At 53.5% G+C, this 17,371-nt stretch carries 14 protein-coding genes and 1 pseudogene; 6 read left to right on the top strand and 9 right to left on the bottom strand.

Features of this window, described 5'->3' with window-relative positions:
* Positions 1-21: 21 nt before the first annotated feature.
* The 5 genes from P4S53_RS03610 to P4S53_RS03590 all read right to left on the bottom strand — a co-directional run bounded on the left by P4S53_RS03610 (position 22) and on the right by P4S53_RS03590 (position 4,724).
* Positions 22-2,346, bottom strand: a complete 2,325-nt coding sequence (locus tag P4S53_RS03610) for a beta strand repeat-containing protein (protein ID WP_337111423.1) — start codon at positions 2,344-2,346, stop codon at positions 22-24.
* A complete protein-coding gene (locus P4S53_RS03605; RefSeq protein WP_337111422.1) occupies positions 2,343-3,383 on the bottom strand; it encodes an OmpA family protein in 1,041 nt (346 codons plus the stop codon). Before P4S53_RS03605 ends, P4S53_RS03610 begins: the two co-directional genes overlap by 4 nt.
* 306 nt (positions 3,384-3,689) lie before the next feature.
* The gene (locus tag P4S53_RS03600) at positions 3,690-4,100 is read right to left on the bottom strand and encodes a copper chaperone PCu(A)C (protein WP_337111421.1); all 411 of its coding nucleotides are present in this window, start codon (positions 4,098-4,100) and stop codon (positions 3,690-3,692) included.
* Positions 4,001-4,252 (bottom strand): hypothetical protein, encoded by a 252-nt coding sequence (locus P4S53_RS03595; RefSeq protein WP_337112081.1) that lies wholly within the window; start codon positions 4,250-4,252, stop codon positions 4,001-4,003. Before P4S53_RS03595 ends, P4S53_RS03600 begins: the two co-directional genes overlap by 100 nt.
* Positions 4,253-4,286: 34 nt before the next feature.
* Positions 4,287-4,724, bottom strand: coding sequence for a hypothetical protein (locus P4S53_RS03590; protein WP_337111420.1), 438 nt, complete (start codon positions 4,722-4,724; stop codon positions 4,287-4,289).
* Positions 4,725-4,926: 202 nt separating this feature from the next.
* Here P4S53_RS03590 and P4S53_RS03585 point away from each other — a divergent pair, with 202 nt between their 5' ends.
* Positions 4,927-5,919, top strand: a complete 993-nt coding sequence (locus P4S53_RS03585) for a D-2-hydroxyacid dehydrogenase family protein (protein WP_337111419.1) — start codon at positions 4,927-4,929, stop codon at positions 5,917-5,919.
* A 24-nt stretch (positions 5,920-5,943) separates the two neighbouring features.
* A complete protein-coding gene (locus P4S53_RS03580) occupies positions 5,944-6,696 on the top strand; it encodes an SDR family oxidoreductase (RefSeq protein WP_337111418.1) in 753 nt (250 codons plus the stop codon).
* Between the two features lie 64 nt (positions 6,697-6,760).
* On the opposite strand, the pseudogene P4S53_RS03570 reads toward P4S53_RS03580, so the two are convergent.
* Positions 6,761-7,467: pseudogene (locus P4S53_RS03570) on the bottom strand (response regulator).
* Complete coding sequence (locus P4S53_RS03565; protein ID WP_337111415.1) at positions 7,464-9,125, bottom strand: sensor histidine kinase; 1,662 nt, start codon at positions 9,123-9,125, stop codon at positions 7,464-7,466. The pseudogene P4S53_RS03570 and the gene P4S53_RS03565 overlap by 4 nt, the downstream one beginning before the upstream one ends.
* Before the next feature lie 268 nt (positions 9,126-9,393).
* Here P4S53_RS03565 and P4S53_RS03560 point away from each other — a divergent pair, with 268 nt between their 5' ends.
* The 3 genes from P4S53_RS03560 to P4S53_RS03550 all read left to right on the top strand — a co-directional run bounded on the left by P4S53_RS03560 (position 9,394) and on the right by P4S53_RS03550 (position 12,485).
* Positions 9,394-10,374 carry a tripartite tricarboxylate transporter substrate binding protein gene (locus P4S53_RS03560; protein WP_337111414.1) on the top strand — a complete coding sequence of 327 codons (981 nt, stop codon included), beginning with the start codon at positions 9,394-9,396 and terminating at the stop codon, positions 10,372-10,374.
* Between the two features lie 105 nt (positions 10,375-10,479).
* A complete protein-coding gene (locus P4S53_RS03555) occupies positions 10,480-10,953 on the top strand; it encodes a tripartite tricarboxylate transporter TctB family protein (RefSeq protein WP_337111413.1) in 474 nt (157 codons plus the stop codon).
* A gap of 2 nt (positions 10,954-10,955) precedes the next feature.
* On the top strand, positions 10,956-12,485 hold the full coding sequence (locus tag P4S53_RS03550; RefSeq protein ID WP_337111412.1) for a tripartite tricarboxylate transporter permease: 1,530 nt from the start codon (positions 10,956-10,958) through the stop codon (positions 12,483-12,485).
* A gap of 113 nt (positions 12,486-12,598) precedes the next feature.
* On the opposite strand, the gene P4S53_RS03545 is transcribed toward P4S53_RS03550, so the two are convergent.
* Positions 12,599-13,615, bottom strand: a complete 1,017-nt coding sequence (locus P4S53_RS03545; RefSeq protein WP_337111411.1) for a helix-turn-helix domain-containing protein — start codon at positions 13,613-13,615, stop codon at positions 12,599-12,601.
* A gap of 122 nt (positions 13,616-13,737) precedes the next feature.
* On the opposite strand from P4S53_RS03545, the gene P4S53_RS03540 reads away from it, so the two are divergent.
* The gene (locus P4S53_RS03540; protein WP_337111410.1) at positions 13,738-15,024 is read left to right on the top strand and encodes a serine hydrolase domain-containing protein; all 1,287 of its coding nucleotides are present in this window, start codon (positions 13,738-13,740) and stop codon (positions 15,022-15,024) included.
* A gap of 124 nt (positions 15,025-15,148) precedes the next feature.
* On the opposite strand, the gene P4S53_RS03535 is transcribed toward P4S53_RS03540, so the two are convergent.
* Positions 15,149-17,287 (bottom strand): TonB-dependent siderophore receptor, encoded by a 2,139-nt coding sequence (locus tag P4S53_RS03535; protein ID WP_337111409.1) that lies wholly within the window; start codon positions 17,285-17,287, stop codon positions 15,149-15,151.
* Positions 17,288-17,371: the final 84 nt, after the last annotated feature.

Genomic DNA, 17,371 nt, shown 5'->3' with positions numbered 1-17,371 from the left:
CCGTTTGCAGAATAAAAGCCATTAAAGTTCAATGGCGATTTTCTCAATTGAATCAATAGTACAAAGTGACAGGACACCAGGGATGGCGACCAGACAGTTGATGGTGATAGCATTTTCACTGTTCAGGGACAGCGCCGAAGAAGAGATTTCTGCGCTGCCTGCAACAATAGCACTGACATTGACTAGGCCGGTTAATACATCCAATGTGATCAGGGATGCATTGGAGTTATGGTAAGTCACAATATTGTTATCTAAGACCTCATTGCTGCCATCAGAGTAATAGGCTCGGGTTGAGATGCTGAAGTTGAGTGGAGCCAGCAACCTGACTTCCAGCTCACCAGAATGATCAGACTCAATCCGAATCCGATCCAGTACGGCAGGACCAATCGTCAGGGTTGCAGTGTCCGAGCTGCCGCCATAGTTCGCGGTCAACGTTGCAGCGCCTTCGGAGACGCCCTGTGACAGGCCGTCTGTTGTGATGGTCGCGACACCGGTATCACTGCTCACCCAGCTTACCAGATCCGTGACATCCTGCGTGGATGCGTCCGTGAAGGTGGCTGTGGCTGTGAACTGCTGGGTCAAACCGTTGGCGATGGTTGCCGTTGGCGGGGTGATTGCCAGTGAGGAGACCGTTGCAGCCGTGACTTCCAGAGTGATGCCCGGGCTGGTTTGGCCCTGATAGCTGGCCGTGATCTGTGTCGTGCCCATTGCCAGCGATTGCGCCAGACCTGAGGGATTGATGCTGGCCACACTGGTGTCCGAACTGACCCAGCTCACCAGATGGGTGACATCCTGCGTGCTGGCATCTGAAAAGGTTGCTGTGGCGGTAAACTGCTGAGTGGTGCCATTAGCAATACTGGCGGTGCCCGGGCTGACAGCAATGGTGCTGACGGTCGCCGGCGTAACAGAGAGTGGAATCTCAGCGCTGTCGACGCCCTGATAATGGGCGGTCACCACTGTATTGCCTTCACCCAGGCCGTGGGCTAAACCTGTGGCAGACAAGGTGGCGACACTGGTATCACCGCTTTTCCAGTTCACCTGATCCGTCACATCCAGAGTGCTGCCGTCGGAGAACTTGGCGGTGGCGGTAAACTGCTGGGTGGTGCCGTTAGCAATACTGGCCGTTTCCGGTGCAATGGTGACAGAAAGCACGGTGGCTGCCGTCACAGTCAGATTCGCGTTGTTGCTGACTGCCCCGCCAAAGCTGGCCGTGATCACGGCAGGCCCAGTTGCGAGAGCACTGACCATACCTGTAGCGGACACGGTCGCCACAGCAGTATCGCTGCTGCTCCATGTTGCTTGCGCACTGACATCCTGCGAGGTGTTGTTATTAAAATGCGCGATGGCTTTATAGGCATGGCTGGTGCCTTTGGCCAGACTCAGGTTAGCTGGTGTGACCTGCATGGTATCAACGGTAGCCGCCGTCACAGTGAGCGTGACGGGAGCACTGGTTGTGCCATTGAAATCGGCCGTGATGATGCTGGACCCTGCGGCAACGCCTTCTGCTAATCCAGAGGCTGAGATGGTGGCGGCAGTCGTATCGTCGCTGTTCCAGGTAACCTGAGCGGTTAAGTCCTGTGTCGAACCATCGGAGAACTGACCTGTGGCAGTAAACTGCTGTTGTGTGCCAGCGACCAATGACGCCGTAGCGGGTGAGAGATGAATTGAGCTCAGTGTGGCCGTGGTCACCGTCATCGTTGCCTGATTACTGCTCACTCCTTCAAACTGGCCGGTGACCGTTGCTGCCCCTGACGCCTTGGCAGAAGCCATGCCGTTTGCGTCCAACTCGACCGTACTGGCATCTGTGGTATTCCAGGTGGTCTGGCTGGTGACATCTTCACGGCTGCCATCGTGATAGTAAGCCAGCGCGGTAAATTGCACCTGTGTGCCTGCGGCGGCTGATGCCTGTCCGGGAGTGATTTGCAGCTGACTGACTGTATGGCCGCCCGTCACCGTAATCACGATGCTGCCACCACTGACCCCGGCATAACTGCAGGAAATGGTGGTTTCACCGGCGGCCATGGCCTGGATCATTCCTTTGCCACTGATGGTGGCCACGGACTCATCGCTGCTGGTACATTGTGCGTCCTGAGTGACCTCTTTCTTATCGCCGTCAGCGTGAATGGCATTCACGGTAAAGTTCAGAGAACTGCCAGCTTCTGCTGTATTCGCGCTGGGGATGATCTCCAGGTTACGAACTGTTTTACCGCCTTTGTCTACGGCGCTGCTGTCGTTGTCTTTCTGGCTGGGCAGACCGCTCCCTTCCCCGCCGCAACCTGCCAGGGTCAGCGTCATGAGAATAAGACTCAGCCAGAGTGTGAAATACCGGCAAATGTTGTTCTTCATTGGATTGCCTTCCTTGTAAACTGAGGAGAAGTCAGGACGACGCGTCGGTTCATGGCGCGGTTAGCCGGGGTGTCATTGCTGACCAGCGGCTTGGTTTCGCCAAACGCTTCGTAGCTGATTCGGTCAGGGGTAATGCCCTGTTGTTCAAAATACTGCACAACACTTTGCGCCCTGCGTTCAGACAGCTTCATGTTGTAGTCTTCCGAGCCAACATCGTCGGTATGGGTTTCCACGCGCAGCATGGCTTCCGGATACTGGTTCAGGTGATTCAGCATCGGCTGGAATGTGGAGGTCATATCGGGGCGGAGTTTGGCTGAATTGAATTCGAAAATGGCATTGGACTGAGTCCCATCCACTTGCAGGGTAAAGGCTTCCTGCGTGACAGGCGGTGGAACAGGTGCCGGTTCGGGCTCAACCACGGCGACAGGCTGCGGATCATTCCCTGAAAACCGGTAGCTGATGCCCAGCATCAGGGTGTGAAGATCGGCGCCAGCCGTGCCATCGTCGCCGACATTATTGGCAAATTGATAGCTGAGTCCGGTCCGCCAGCGCGGTGTAAAGTCCCAGTCAACGCCGACACCGACAATGGGGGAGAAGCCATCTTCGTCGTTGGATACCGTCTCGGCAATTTCTTTCCCATCGCTGGAAACATGCCAGGCCATCACGCCGGCTTTGCCCACCACAGACACCACATCCGTAACCGGATAGCGGTAGCCCAGCGAGGCTGAGAGCCCCAACACATCCCCTTCATAGTTGGCGCCAACGGAAGGGTCATCCAGCGCCGGGTAAGTGGCATCGAACTGGCCGTAATAGTCGTAGGCCAGTTCCAGTTCCCAGCGTGGGCTAAAGGCGTAGTTATAGAAAATCCCCGCACCTGGCGCATCATCATCACAGCTGATGTTATGGCTTTCACAGGCGCCATCAGCAAAAGTGTAACTGGCGCGGAGCCCGGCCCGGTGCTCAGAAGCATTGGCGAGGGAGAGACATAAAGTGCTTAGTACAAAACATGAAAGGGAAAACTTTGTGCTCTGATTCATTACCTATCCATCCTCAGTCCTTGAAAACGCTATGAAGAGCTACCCAGCCTTAGGAACTTTTTGTCATCCAGGTATGCTTAAAGTCAAATTAGTACAAAGATCACAAAATGGCGAAATAAGTTGCACAGATATCATGACTTGATGGGACGGATTTTTAGTCTTAGTCGTTTACTCTGGGTGGGAGAGGTGACGCAGCGGGCTTCAGGAATGATTTATGCGTGTGTGCCAGCAAGCATCCGGGCGCAGAAACAACAACACCCCGTCAGGTGAACCCGCGGGGTGTTGGAGGGGGGAATGGATGACGGATCAGTGCATGCTGTCGTGGTTCATCCCTTCGTGATCCATGTCTTCATGATCCATATCGTCGTGATCCATACCGTCATGGTCCATCATGCTGTGATCCATGTCTTTCCCGGTTTTCATCATGTAGTCGGCTTTTTCTACTTTCACTTTCACATCCACCTTACCGGCGTTCTGAAAATAAAGCGTCAGCGGAAAACTGTCACCCAGTTTAGGCACTGAGGTCAGGTTAAACATCATAATGTGGTAACCGCCAGGTTGCAGCAGCTGGGTGCCATGGGCAGGGATCTGAATGTCGTCCACTTTGCGCATCTTCATCATGCCGTTTTCATGTGCATGTTCATGAAGCTCAACTTTTTCAGCAATGGGTGATTCTGCACGCAGCAGGACATCAGGGGTATCACCATGGTTCTCCACGGAGAAAAAGCCGCGGCGACTGAAGACATAGGCGGGACTTCTTTGGACCAGGGATGATCAATGTGCAGCTCGCCAGACTCAAATTCGTGGGCCGTTGCCAGGCCGGAGGTGAAGACGGAAGCAGCCAGCAGTAAAGCATGTAATGGTTTCATTGTGTTCTCCAATAGGGTTTAAGCAATCAAAAATTTAAACGGGATGTGATGATGTGCTTAACGGCGGTGGAGAATGTTTTGGCCCAAACAGTTCATACAGTTTGTTGTTCGCACTGAGCCAGAACATGCGGCGCAGGCCGGAAAAAATCGCCACGGATGCCAGAATCAGCGGTTGAATATAACTGGTGTCGTAATGGAGAGGCTGTAATGGCGTGAGCAGCGGGCAGTGATTTTGCCATTGTGCGTGCGGCGAACCGTCAGTCTGATTCACCAGATCGGCGACCGAGACCCATTGCAGGCCATGCACCGTACAGATCAGGATTTTATCCCCGGTCAAGCCGCCGGGGGTTCCCTGATGGAAAGCCGGGTTGATCACCACGACAGCCGACAGCACATTCAGCCATAACAATGACGCCAGAATGACAGTGATCATTCCAGCGCGATTGTGGGTTGAAGTGAAAGTCGTGGTCATGGTGTTTTGTCTGTTTCCGAGAAGCTGAAATCATAGCAGATGAGAATAACATTCGGTAACAGATTACCGGTAAGTGCTTGAAAAATCAGACTGAACACAGGTTTTCTGTGTGGTTTCCCGGCCGTCAGCGTCTTGACTATCAGGTTGTTTTTTCACGAGAAGAGTGCTTGAATATCGGCACCTACCCACCGGAGGCAAAGGAATGAAGGTTGCGATTCTGGATGATTATCAAGATGTTGTCCGTACCTTGCCCTGTTACGCTCTTCTGAATGAATACGATGTGACTGTGTACACATCGCCGCCAGCTGATCAGGCTGAGCTGATCGACAGGCTGCAAGATAAAGACGTACTGGTGCTGATCCGTGAACGCACTGTCATTGATGATGCCTTACTTGCCCATCTCCCCCGGCTGAAACTGATCAGCCAGACCGGCAAGATCAGCAATCATTTGGATCTCGAAGCCTGTACCCGCCACCAGGTGGCCGTGGCAGAAGGGGTCGGCTCACCGGTCGCGCCCACGGAATTATGCTGGGCGCTGATTATGGCAGCCAGCCGGCAACTGCTGCCTTATTGTCAGCATCTGCAGCAAGGCAAGTGGCAGCAGTCCGGACAGCCGCAGCTGGGTCGTAGCCTGAGTGGCAGAACATTGGGGATCTGGGGCTTTGGTAAAATCGGCCAGCGCATTGCCCGTATCGCAGACGTGTTTGGTATGAAGGTACTGGTCTGGGGCAGTGAGCATTCCCGCGATCTGGCTGTCACGCAAGGGTACCAGGCCGCGCCGTCGAAAGCGGTGTTTTTTGCTCAGTCTGACGTCCTGTCGCTGCATTTACGGCTCAATGCGCACACCCGCGGCTGTGTGACTGCCGATGATTTGGCACTGATGAAAGCCGACGCACTGTTTGTGAATATCAGTCGCGCTGAGCTGGTGGCGCCCGGCGCGCTGGTAGCTGCTCTTGCGCAGGGGAGACCGGGTTATGCGGCCGTGGATGTTTACGAGACAGAGCCTGCTTTACCTGCGGACGAGCCCCTGCTGACCATGCCGAACGTGTTATGTTCGCCGCACCTGGGCTTTGTCGAGCAGGACAGTTACACCCTGTATTTTGAAACGGCTCTGGCCAATGTGGTGAGTTACGGCAAAGGTCAGCCAACCGGTGTTGCGAATGCCGGGGTATTGCACTCTGAATCTCATCAATAACAATGGAATGAAAAGGAATCGAAAATGCCTAAAGAGCAGGTAGTCATGATTACCGGATCCAGCCGGGGAATTGGCGCGGCGACAGCGATTCAACTGGCTTCTCAGGGCGTAAGTATCTGCGTGAATTATCGTTCTGAGCATGAAGCGGCAGAGCAGATTGTGCACCGGGCGCGTCAATATGGCGTGAATGCCATTGCGGTACAAGCGGATGTGTCTCAGGAGCAGGATGTGATGCGGCTGTTTGCCACACTGGATAATGAACTGGGGCCGATAACCGGGCTGGTGAATAACGCCGGGATTCTGATGCAGCAGATGCCGGTGTTACACATGTCAGCAGAGCGAATCAATGCTGTGATGCAGACCAATGTCACCAGCTGTTTTCTGTGTTGCCGGGAAGCGATCCGGCGCATGGCCTATTCGCAAGGCGGCCAGGGCGGCTCGATTGTCAATGTCTCTTCCGCGGCTTCCCGAACCGGCGCGCCCTTTGAATATGTGGATTATGCGGCCTCGAAAGGGGCGATGGATACCCTGACACGCGGCCTGTCACTGGAAGTGGCCAGTGAAGGCATTCGGGTGAACGGCGTTCGTCCCGGTTTTATTTATACCGACATGCACGCATCGGGCGGCGAGCCGAACCGGATTGAACGGCTGAAATCAGCCATCCCGATGCAGCGCGGCGGCACAGCCGAAGAAGTCTCAGAAGCGATCTGCTGGCTATTGTCGGAGCAGGCGTCTTATTCGACCGGATCCTTTATCGATCTGGCCGGTGGCCGTTAAGGCCCGGACATCAAGACATGATCGGCCGATGCCCGCCATCGGCCGGGCTGGTCGCAGCCAGCAACTATGGCTGACTGCGGTACTTGCGCTCCGGCCGGCCGACACTGCCATAAGAGACTTCAGCACTCAGCTCATCGGTACTGACCAAGTACTCAAGATATCGGCGCGCGGTTGTCCGGCTGGCGCCAATTTCCTGTCCGACCTGTTCCGCGTTGAGGTTAATGTCAGGGTCGGTGAACACGCTGCGGATCTTATCCAGTGTCAGACCATCAATGCCTTTCGGCAATCGGGGGTGCCGGGAGCGGGCGCCTGTGGTGCGGGTTGATCGACGGGGGCGGGTTGCAGTAAGCCATCCACATCACTTTGCACCAGTGACTGCATGTCCGACAATTTGTCCAGGTGAGCACTGAAATTGAATAACGCCGATTGCAGTCTTTCAAACACCACGGGTTTCAAAATGTAATCAAATATCCCGCTGCGCATCGCGGTGCGCAGGGTCTCAACTTCCGTGGCTGCCGTAACCAGAATCACGTCGGTATGGCAGCTTTCAGCGCGCAGCTCCCTGAGCAGTTCCAGCCCGGTTCCGGTCGGAAACTGATTATCCAATAACAGCAACTGTGGCTGGAACACGTCAATCAAATCTCTGGCTTCATCAAGGCCGTGGGCGATGCCGACCACCTGAAAGCCCGGTGTTTTTTCGACGAAACGGCGCTGTATTTCCGCATTTTGCGGATCATCTTCTGCAATGACGACAGTAATGGGTGCTGTCATTGTTGTTCCTCTTGTCCATGTTTTGTTGCCTTGTCTGAACGACGCAGTGATTTGGGAATGTATACCGTAAAACGACTGCCGGACCGCTCTGCGGGTTCGACGGTAATCATGCCACCGAGATGTTCTGTCAGCTGTTTGACCAAATGCAGTCCGATACCGTGCCCTTCATCGTCCTTGGTGGTGTAACCACGGGTAAAAATTTTATCTTGTTCACCTTCGGCAATGCCAGGCCCCTGATCATTGACCTCGAATATCAGCTCTTTGCCTAAATCACTCATACTGAGCAGCACTATGCCGCCTGAGCCATGGTGCCTGAGTGTCGCTTCCAGCGCATTGTCGATCAAGTTGCCCAGGATACTGACTAACTGCTCGCGGGGCAGTGAGGCGGGAAGGTCCGACATCTGGCTGTCGTCGTCAATGGCCAGTTCCAGGTTCAGCTCTCTGGCCCGGTTGTATTTGCCGAGCAGGCAGCCGGCCAGAATACTGTCTGAAGTGGCTTTCATGATGGTCTGAATAAAGCTCTGATGGCTGGATGTTTCCTGCCCGATCACTCGCAGCGCCTGTTCAACCGCACCAATCTGAATCAGACCGGCGATGGTGTGCAGCTTATTGTTGTATTCATGGGACTGGCTGCGCAGGCTGTCGGCATATTGCTGAATGCGGGTGAGCTTACGGCTGACCAGGTCGACTTCGTTTTTCAGCCGGAAGCTGGAGACCACACCTGTGACGACCCCGTCCTGCACCATGGGAAAACGGTTGGCGATCAGGTTACGATCATGGAGCCAGATTTCCTGATCAAAATGGTGCTCGCCGCTTTCCAGTACATCCAGCATGCCGTTGTCGGGCAACACATCATGGATATGACGGCCAATGTATGTTTGGTCAGCAGGCAATTGCAGCGTTTTGATGGCGGCATGGTTAAAGGTGGTGATGATCCCATGCTGGTTAATCGCCACGATGCCTTCGCGTACGGTTTCCAGCGTGGCGTTGCGTTCATGAAACAACCGGCCGATTTGCTCGGGCTCCAAATCAAAAATGGCTTTGCGGAAATGATTAGCAAACCAGAGTGCCATGATCACGCTGAACAGAAAGGCCAGCGTGCTGGCCACAATCATCGAAAGCTGATGGCGGCTGACAATCGCATCGACTTCGGTCAGCAAATAACCGACAGAAACGATGCCGATGATCTGCGTGCCATCCGCGCTGAAAATCGGGGCTTTGCCGCGCATCGACCAGCCGATACTGCCTTTATCCAGCGCGACGTATGCTTTGCCGTTCAGCAGCGCCTGGCTGTTATCGTCACTGTCGTCATCCGACATCGATTTGCCAATACGCTGCGGGTTGAGGTGGGCGAGTCGTATGCCCTGACGGTCGCCAATCACCACGAACCTTGCCTGGGCAGCCTGAGCCATTTTCAGGCTGAGTGGCTGCAAAAATGCGGTGTCTCTTGCTGAGACGGCGCGAATCACATCGGGTGAGGCGGCGATGGTTTTCGCGACTCTTATCGCCTGCTGGCCAATCTGTTCATGTAACACACTGTCGAGATAGCGAATGGTAAAGTGACCGAGCGCCCCCGCTTGCAGGATCGCAATAAAACCCAGAATTAAAACCATCCGGGTTTTGAGTCGAAAATGACGCAAAGACAACAACTTAGTCATGTGGGAAGGTGTTCCGTCTACCTTTGTAACATCTGTGAAACAGTGTACCGTCAGTGACGCCGAAATGCTGTGAACAATATGAACTTAATGCATTTTACGCCCGATATTCACATTATTTTTACAATCTTTTCATGTTTCTGAACGTGTCATACCTTGACTGAGTAGCTAAGCAATAACAGAACCTGAGGCCGCAGGCGGACATGATGTTTTCGCCATTGCGGTCAATCAGGTCGGGCGATGGACCCCAATCTAATAACGAGGAAAAGGTATGCTTACTCAGTTAATGACCCGCAAACGTGTCTCCGTACTTGCTGCACTGATGGCTTCTGCACTGAGCATGAGCGCTCAGGCAAAAGTAGATTCCATTCACTTTCTGGTTCCTGGTGGTGCTGGTGGCGGTTGGGACAGCACTGCACGCGGTACCGGTGAAGTCTTGAAAAAGTCTGATCTGGTTGACACCATTTCTTACGAGAACATGTCTGGTGGCGGCGGCGGTAAAGCCATTGCGTACCTGATTAAAACCGCGGAGCAATCCACAGACACCCTGATGGTGAACTCTACTCCGATTGTGATTCGCTCCCTGTCAAAAGTGTTCCCGCAGTCGTTCCGCGATCTGACACCGGTTGCCGCCACAGTCGGCGACTATGCCGCGTTCGTGGTGCCGGCTAACTCTAAATACACCAGCTTTACCGACATCGTGAACGATTACAAAAAAGATCCCAGCACTATCACAGTTGCGGGTGGATCTGCCCGTGGCAGCATGGATCACCTGGTTGCCGCCTTGGCATTCAAAGCCGGTGGTGGCGAGCCGCGCCGTCTGAAATACCTGGCCTATGATGCCGGTGGTAAAGCCATGGCCGGTCTGTTGTCTGGCGAAACCACACTGCTGTCAACCGGCCTGAGTGAAGCGCTGACACTGGCCGATGCCGGTGAAATCCGCATTCTCGCGATGACGGGCGATCAGCGTTCTCCTTCTGCACCTGACGTCCCGACGCTGCAGGAACTGGGCTATGACGCCACCTTCGTCAACTGGCGCGGATTCTTTGCCGCACCGGGTGTCAGCGATGAAAAAGCCGATGAGTTTGCCGAGGTGCTGGGGGAAATGTACAACACAGATCAGTGGAAAACCGTGCGTGATCGTTACGGCTGGACTGAAATCTACAAGCCTCGCAAAGAGTTCGTTGCCTTCCTGTCCCAGCAGGAAAAAGAAATCGGCGATCTGATGCGTGAACTGGGCTTCCTGAAATAATCCTGTCTGCATGACATGTTGCGCACCGCCTGCCTGGGTGGTGCGCGTAGTAACAGACCGGCCGGAGACTGGGGCCGGGTCAAACCGATAGTGGTGAGGATGACCATGATAATAACGAAAGATCATATCGGTGGATTAGTGTTTCTGTGCTTTTCCATCCTTTACGGTTACTACGGCAGCGGAATTGAGATGTTCCCCGGCGATGAATATCAGCCCTTCAATGCGAAATCATTACCGCTGACCCTGGCCGGGCTTGGTATTGTGCTGGCGCTATGCCAGCTGGTGACGGCGAGCCGCAGTCAGGATGACAAACTGGATTTACGGGGATTGGATTTTGTTCTGATCACCAAACTGCTGCTGCTGATGCTGATTTTTGCCGCTTCCCTCGAATGGATTGGCTTTATGTTGTCGACAGTGGTCTTTCTGATGGGAGGTTACTGGTTGCTGGGTGAACGCCGTCCCAAAGTGTTGCTGGTGGCTTCGGTGCCGTTTGCCGTGTGCTTCTGGTTCTTGCTGACGCAGTTGCTTGACATCTATCTGGCCCCTGGCCGGCTGATCACAAGTATTTTCGGGGGTTAATGATGTTCGATGGAATGATGACCGGATTGTCGACGGCAATTATGCCCTTCAATCTGATGATGGTGGTGGTGGGCTGCTTTGCCGGCACATTTATTGGTATGTTACCGGGTCTGGGCCCGATTTCCGCCATTGCACTGATGATCCCGATTACTTATGGTCTTGATCCTTCTTCAGGCATTATCCTGATGGCGGGTGTGTACTATGGTGCCGTTTTTGGCGGGTCGACCTCCTCAATACTGATCAATGCGCCGGGCTGTTCAAGCACAGTGGTCACTGCGTTTGACGGTTTCCCGCTGGCACAGAAAAATCAGGCGGGTAAAGCGCTGGCACTGGCTGCGTATTCCTCTTTCACGGGCGGCACAGTGGGTGCCATCATTTTGCTGTTTGCCGCACCCGCTCTGGCGAAAGTCTCACTGAGTTTCCAGTCCAGCGACTATTTTGCACTGATGATTCTGGGCCTGACGGCGGTGGCCGCTTTCTCCGGCAAAGGTCAGGTGCTCAAAGCCCTGATGATGACCGTTTTCGGTCTGATGATTTCGACCGTGGGCAACGACGTCATGACAGGCGTGCCGCGCTTTACCTTCGATAATGTCGATTTGATTGACGGGATCAGCTTCCTGCTGCTGGCCATGGCAACTTTCGCACTGACCGAAGTGGTGATGACGGTTCTGCGGGGTGAGCACCGGCATGAAGATGCGCAGATGGACATGAATAATCTGGGCAGCATGAAACTCAGCAAGGAAGAAGTGAAGCATGTGGCACCGACGGTCGCGCGTTCTTCAGTCTTTGGTTTCCTGGTGGGTGTATTACCAGGCGCAGGGGCCACCATTGCCTCTTTCCTGAGTTACGGCATGGAGCGTAATCTGGCGCCGAAAGAAGAGAAAGAAAAATTCGGTAAAGGCGCGTTACGGGGGCTGGCTGCGCCTGAGTCCGCGAACAACGCAGCGTCTACCGGCTCTTTCGTCCCTTTGCTGACACTGGGTATTCCCGGTTCGGGCACAACCGCCATTATGCTGGGTGCGCTGATTGCGTACGGTATTCAGCCGGGTCCGCGCCTGTTTATTGATAATCCGGATGTCTTCTGGTCGGTCATCATCTCCATGTATTTCGGCAATCTGGTGCTGCTGATTCTGAATCTGCCGCTGATCCCGTATATCTCCCGGCTGCTGGTGATTCCGCGTCCGATCCTGATCCCGCTGATTCTGTTCTTCTCCATCACAGGCGTGTATCTGGTGAGTTTCAATGCCTTTGATATTCAGATGATGGTGTTAATTACCGTGATTGCGACCTTCCTGAAACTGCTCAATTTCCCCATGGCACCGATGCTGCTGGGATTCATTCTGGGCGACATACTGGAGAAAAACCTCAGCCGTTCGCTGACGCTGTCTGATGGTTCATTCGCTTTCCTGGTGGAACGTCCACTGACACTCACTATCATGGTGCTGGCAGTGCTGGCGTTGTTGATGCCACTGTTCAGCACCTGGCGTGATAAGCGCAAGGCTGCTGCCAAAGCGCAGGCACAACAAGCGTGAGTTGAAGCCGGAAAGAAGCCGGATAACTGAGCGTAAGCAACAAGGGCAGGGTTCGCGTGAACCCTGCCCTTTCTGATTGGCGGCAGCCGTCGCACCGTCTGGTATTCAAGGGATCATTTTGCCATTTGCTGCTTTCGCCACGCCCGTGGGGACATCTGATGCGCTCGCGTGAAGGCCCGAGTGAAGGCACTGGCTTCGCTGTAGCCGAGTAATCGGGCGATTTGACTGTGCGATAAGTTCTCCTGTAGCAGCATGCGTTTGGCGACGCTGTTTCGCACTTCTTTGACGAGTTGTTTAAATGTCAGGTGTTCTTTTGCCAGCCGGTTTTGCAGCGTGCGATGATGCAATTTCATCATTTTGCCAATACTTTCAATATTGCAATGCTGGGTGGTCAGCGTAATGAAAATCAGCTGCTTGACGGACTCAGAAAATAATTGATTGCGGGGGAAAGCCACAGGCAGGTCGAGCAAATGCCGATAGGCCGCACTGTATTTGCCGGCATCAAAATGCACATTTTGTTTGTAGCGCATGGGCTTTTTCAGCAGCAAAGCATCGTAATCCTGGTTAAATAACACCGGGCAATTGAAAAATCGTTCAATCTCACTCACGCGCCTGGCTGACGCTTGCATCAGGGCCACATATTCAATGTGATTCGGGCCGATAATCTGATTCACGACTTTTGCTGTTTGCGCCAGCGTAAACAGCGAATGCTCGCTATCGTTCAACGCCAAATTGGCATAGCTGCACCGCTTGATGACCAAATAATCGCCCTCAGTAAAGTGATCCCAGTAAGTGATTTCGCTGAAGTAAGCACGGTATTGCGAGGCGTTTTGTAAGGCAACTTCCAGACACGGGGACGAGGTCAGTAAATTCAGCATCGGAATATTGATGGTGCTGAAGTGCTGGTCGACCAAGGCCAGGGCAGGGTGCTGCACATCAAGATACACAGCGAGACGGGATAACACTCTGACAAAAAGCTCGTAAGGGATCAGCCTGTCCATCTGATTCTCAACGCTGCTATCGAGCTGAAATTGCGCATAAAACGCTTCACAATCGAGGCTTTTCTTCTCAAGTAATGTGCTCACACCAAACAATAACCGGGCTGAGGTATGCGGTGTCCTCTGATTCATGATTGACCTTTTGAGACACAATTTTAGAACATAATCTTTACATTTTATGTCCAAGTGTCAAGTTTCACCGGTGCAAACGCTCTATATTCAAGACTCCCATGGAATTTTTCGGAAGGAACCCGATGAAACGAATCAAACCCACGAACTTATTGCGTTCATTTTCCCTGGTCGCACTGTGCTGCTTGAGCCAGACCGCCAGTGCTGTAACGACCTCACCTGCAATGGTTGGCTTTCCCCCGGCCGCCGACTCTCAAGTCACCTTCAAAAACTACCGGCAACAGGGCAAAAGCGATTGGGCCTATAACAACATCAGTGCTGTGTATAACACTGTGATGATGCCTCGCGGGGAAGGCGTGTACCCGCTGCCGAGTGTCGAATTGTTGTCCGGTGAAGATAAAGCAAAAATTGAACAGGTATTCGAAGGCAATCAGTCTGACAGCGTGATGATCATGAAAGACGGGAAAATCGTACTTGAATCGTATTACGGCCAGGCGGGTCCATCCCGTCACCATATCTGGTTTTCCATGACCAAGTCACTGACCAGTACCGCCTTCGGCATTTTGGTTGAGCAGGGCAAAGTTTCTCTGGATGCTTCTCCTGCCGATTACATTCCTGAACTCAAAGGCACGGGCTTTGAGCGGGTTACGGTGCAACAGGTACTCAACCATTCAACCGGGATCGACCTGAAAGAAACCTACACTGATCTGAACAGCCCGTTTCTGAAGTATTATGCGCCCGCTTTAAATCTGGCCTACATACCCGGCGGCCGGGATGCCCAGCCAGAAAACACGCCTGTGTATGGTGTTTATGATTTCATTGCCCATTACATCCAACCGGACAGTAAGGTGACGCCGGGGGAGGTGTTTGACTATAACTCGGCCAATGCCGACGTGCTGGGCTGGATTATTGCGCGCGTCAGTGGCATGCCGCTCAATGAGTTCATCCAGCAGCATATCTGGCAAAAGCTGGGCACAGAGCACGACGCTTTAATGGCCGTTGATCGCGCTTATATGCCGGTCGCCACGGGGGGCATGATCACCACGCTGAGAGATATGGCCCGGTTTGGACAAATGATCATGCAGGGCGGGACCTTCAACGGTCAGCAGGTGATCAGCAAAGACTGGATTAGCCAGATCACTCAGTTCAGCGAGAAGCAGAAACAAAAAATGGCGGCCAACCCGAAATATCAGGATGCCGGCTGGCAGGCTTATCACAATATGTGGTGGATTTTGGATGCTCAGAACGGCGAGTTCGCCGCGACGGGCATTCATGGCCAAACACTGTATATCAATACCCGGAACAAAGTGGTGGCCGCTTTCTTCTCACATCATGAAACCGCCTCAAATCCTTTCAGCGACAGATATAAGCGCAAGCTCTCTGTGCTGAGGCAGATCGCCAGCAAACTTTAGCAAGGCTTTGATAACAGGCTAAGTGGGCGGAATAAAAAGCCGCGCGATCAATGGATCGTGCGGCTTTCTTTTTTATAGCTGATGAGGTCTGGCGTGGCGTCAGACCAGCAGTAAAGGGCGACTGTCAGAAACTGAATGCGACCTTGGCTTCAACCGAACGCTCGGTGCCCAGCCAGCAGTTGCTCTGATCGAAACAGGTGTAGTATGCCTTGTCGAACAGGTTTGAGGCACTGACGGTGGCACTCACATTGTTCAGGCTGGCGCTCAGCTCGCCTAAATCATAGCGGGCAGACAGATCAACCAAGGTGTAGTCCGGGACTTTGGCGCTGTTCTGTGTATCGATTTCAGACTCGCCGACATAACGCACACCAGCACCGAACACAGTACCGCTCAGCAGGCCGTTGTCGATGTAATAGTTTGTCCACAGCGACGCCATTTGCCCGGGGATCCACACCGGGGTTTTGCCTTCGATACCGCTATTGTCCTGCGTCACTTCCGCATCGGTATAGGTGTAGTTCAGCGCAATATCCAGATTGTCCGTCAGCAGCCAGAAGCTTTCAAACTCCAGCCCACGGGTGCGGACCTCGCCTGTCTGGATCTTGTCATAGGCACTGCCATTGGGGTCTCGGGTCACTACATTTTGTTTGGTCAGCTGATAGGCCGCCAGACTGGCGGACCGGGTTTGATCGGCAGACTGGTATTTTATCCCGGCTTCCCATTGCTGGCCTTCAGAAGGGTCGAACACTTTGCCGAATCTGTCCTGCCCGGCGACCGGCTCAAAGCTTTCCGAATAGCTGACATAAGGTGACAAACCGTAGGCCAGATTATAGAGCGCGCCGATGCGGCCGGAAAAACTGTCTTGCTCAATATCGCCGGATTTCACACTGTCGGTTTTCTGGTCAAGTTCGTAATGATCGAACCGCCCCCCGGCCAGCACAATCAGCTTGTTCCAGCGGATCTGATCCTGCAGATAGACTCCCAACTGTGAGGTATTGATATTGTGCTTGGCCTGGTAGTGAAAGCCAGGGTTGTTCGGGTCAATCTGATCATTATCCGGATTGAACATATCAATGCCCGGCGCACTGTAATTCAGTGTGTCCTGATACACCACGGAAGCGTCCATGTGCTGATAGTCCAGACCCATCAGGACATGATGCTCGGCTGCGCCCCAGTAAAGCGTGCCGGAGAGCTGGTTGTCCAGGGTCAGGAAGCCTAACGCTTCATCGGTCTGGTAGGCGTTCCGGCTGAGTGTCCGGTTGTCTGCAGCGAGCGCACCATTGTAGGTGTTGGTCTGATACAGGCTGGCATCGCTGTATCTCAGGTTATGCAGTAAGCTCCAGTCGTCATTGAAATCATGCAGCACTTTATAGCCGAGCATCAGCACTTCACGTTCGAAATCATTCCAGTTTTTATCGCCCGTGAAAGTGTCAGGCGACAGCTGGCCTTCCGGATTCGGTAACACAGAACCCTTTGATGGCACCGTGGTATAGATGCCCGCGCTCGGATCGTTCTGGTAATACAGGTTGAGGTTGATCAGGGTGTCATCAGAGGCTTGCCAGTCGATGGAAGGGGCAATCATGTAACGCTCATCTTCGGCAGTATTGGCCTGATTGTCCCTTTGCCGTGCCAGGGCGATGAAGCGATAGCTGACATCGCTGTTCCCCAACTGTCCTGTGGTATCAAGATTGGCTTGCATCAGGTTATTGGTACCTGTGCTGATTTCAATCTCCGTTTGCCGGGTTTTCTGTGGTGTTTTCGCAATCAGGTTCACCATGCCGCCCGGCGGGATATTGCCGTACAGCACAGAGGTCGGGCCTTTAAACACCTCTACCTGCTCCACGGCATAGGCATCTACCTGGCCTTGCAGGTTCCAGCTACTGAGGTAGGGCAACTGCAGACCATCGTAGAAATTCTGATAGTTAATGAAACCCCGGATGTTGAACAGATCCAGTCGGGTGACTGCCCCGCCGCGCAGCTCGGTATTAACCCCGGACGCGTAGCGTAATGCTTCGCTGACGGAGCTGGCCCCGCGCAGGTCCAGCGTTTCACGGTCAATCACCGAGATAGCCTGCGGGGTTTCTTCGGGTGTCAGTGCGGTTTTGGTCGCTGTGTTGCGGTAGGTTTCCCCTAACACTGTGATGGTGTCATCGATATGGGGTGTCTGGGTGTCTGCCTGGGCGATAGCCGATACGCTGAAGGTTGAGGCAATGGAGATAGCCAGCCATGAAGGCGCGAAACATAAAGGCGCGAAAGTGCGATACATCAAATGGAACCTCTGCTGCAATATGTGAATGCTAATTGTTATCAATTGCATTCTAAAGATCTTGCAGCGGGAAAATTAACAATT

This window comes from Photobacterium sp. Hal280 (assembly GCF_037162255.1).
Lineage (GTDB): Bacteria > Pseudomonadota > Gammaproteobacteria > Enterobacterales > Vibrionaceae > Photobacterium.
The sequence above is the reverse complement of the archived record's forward strand: the minus strand, read 5'-3'. Positions and strand labels throughout refer to the sequence as shown.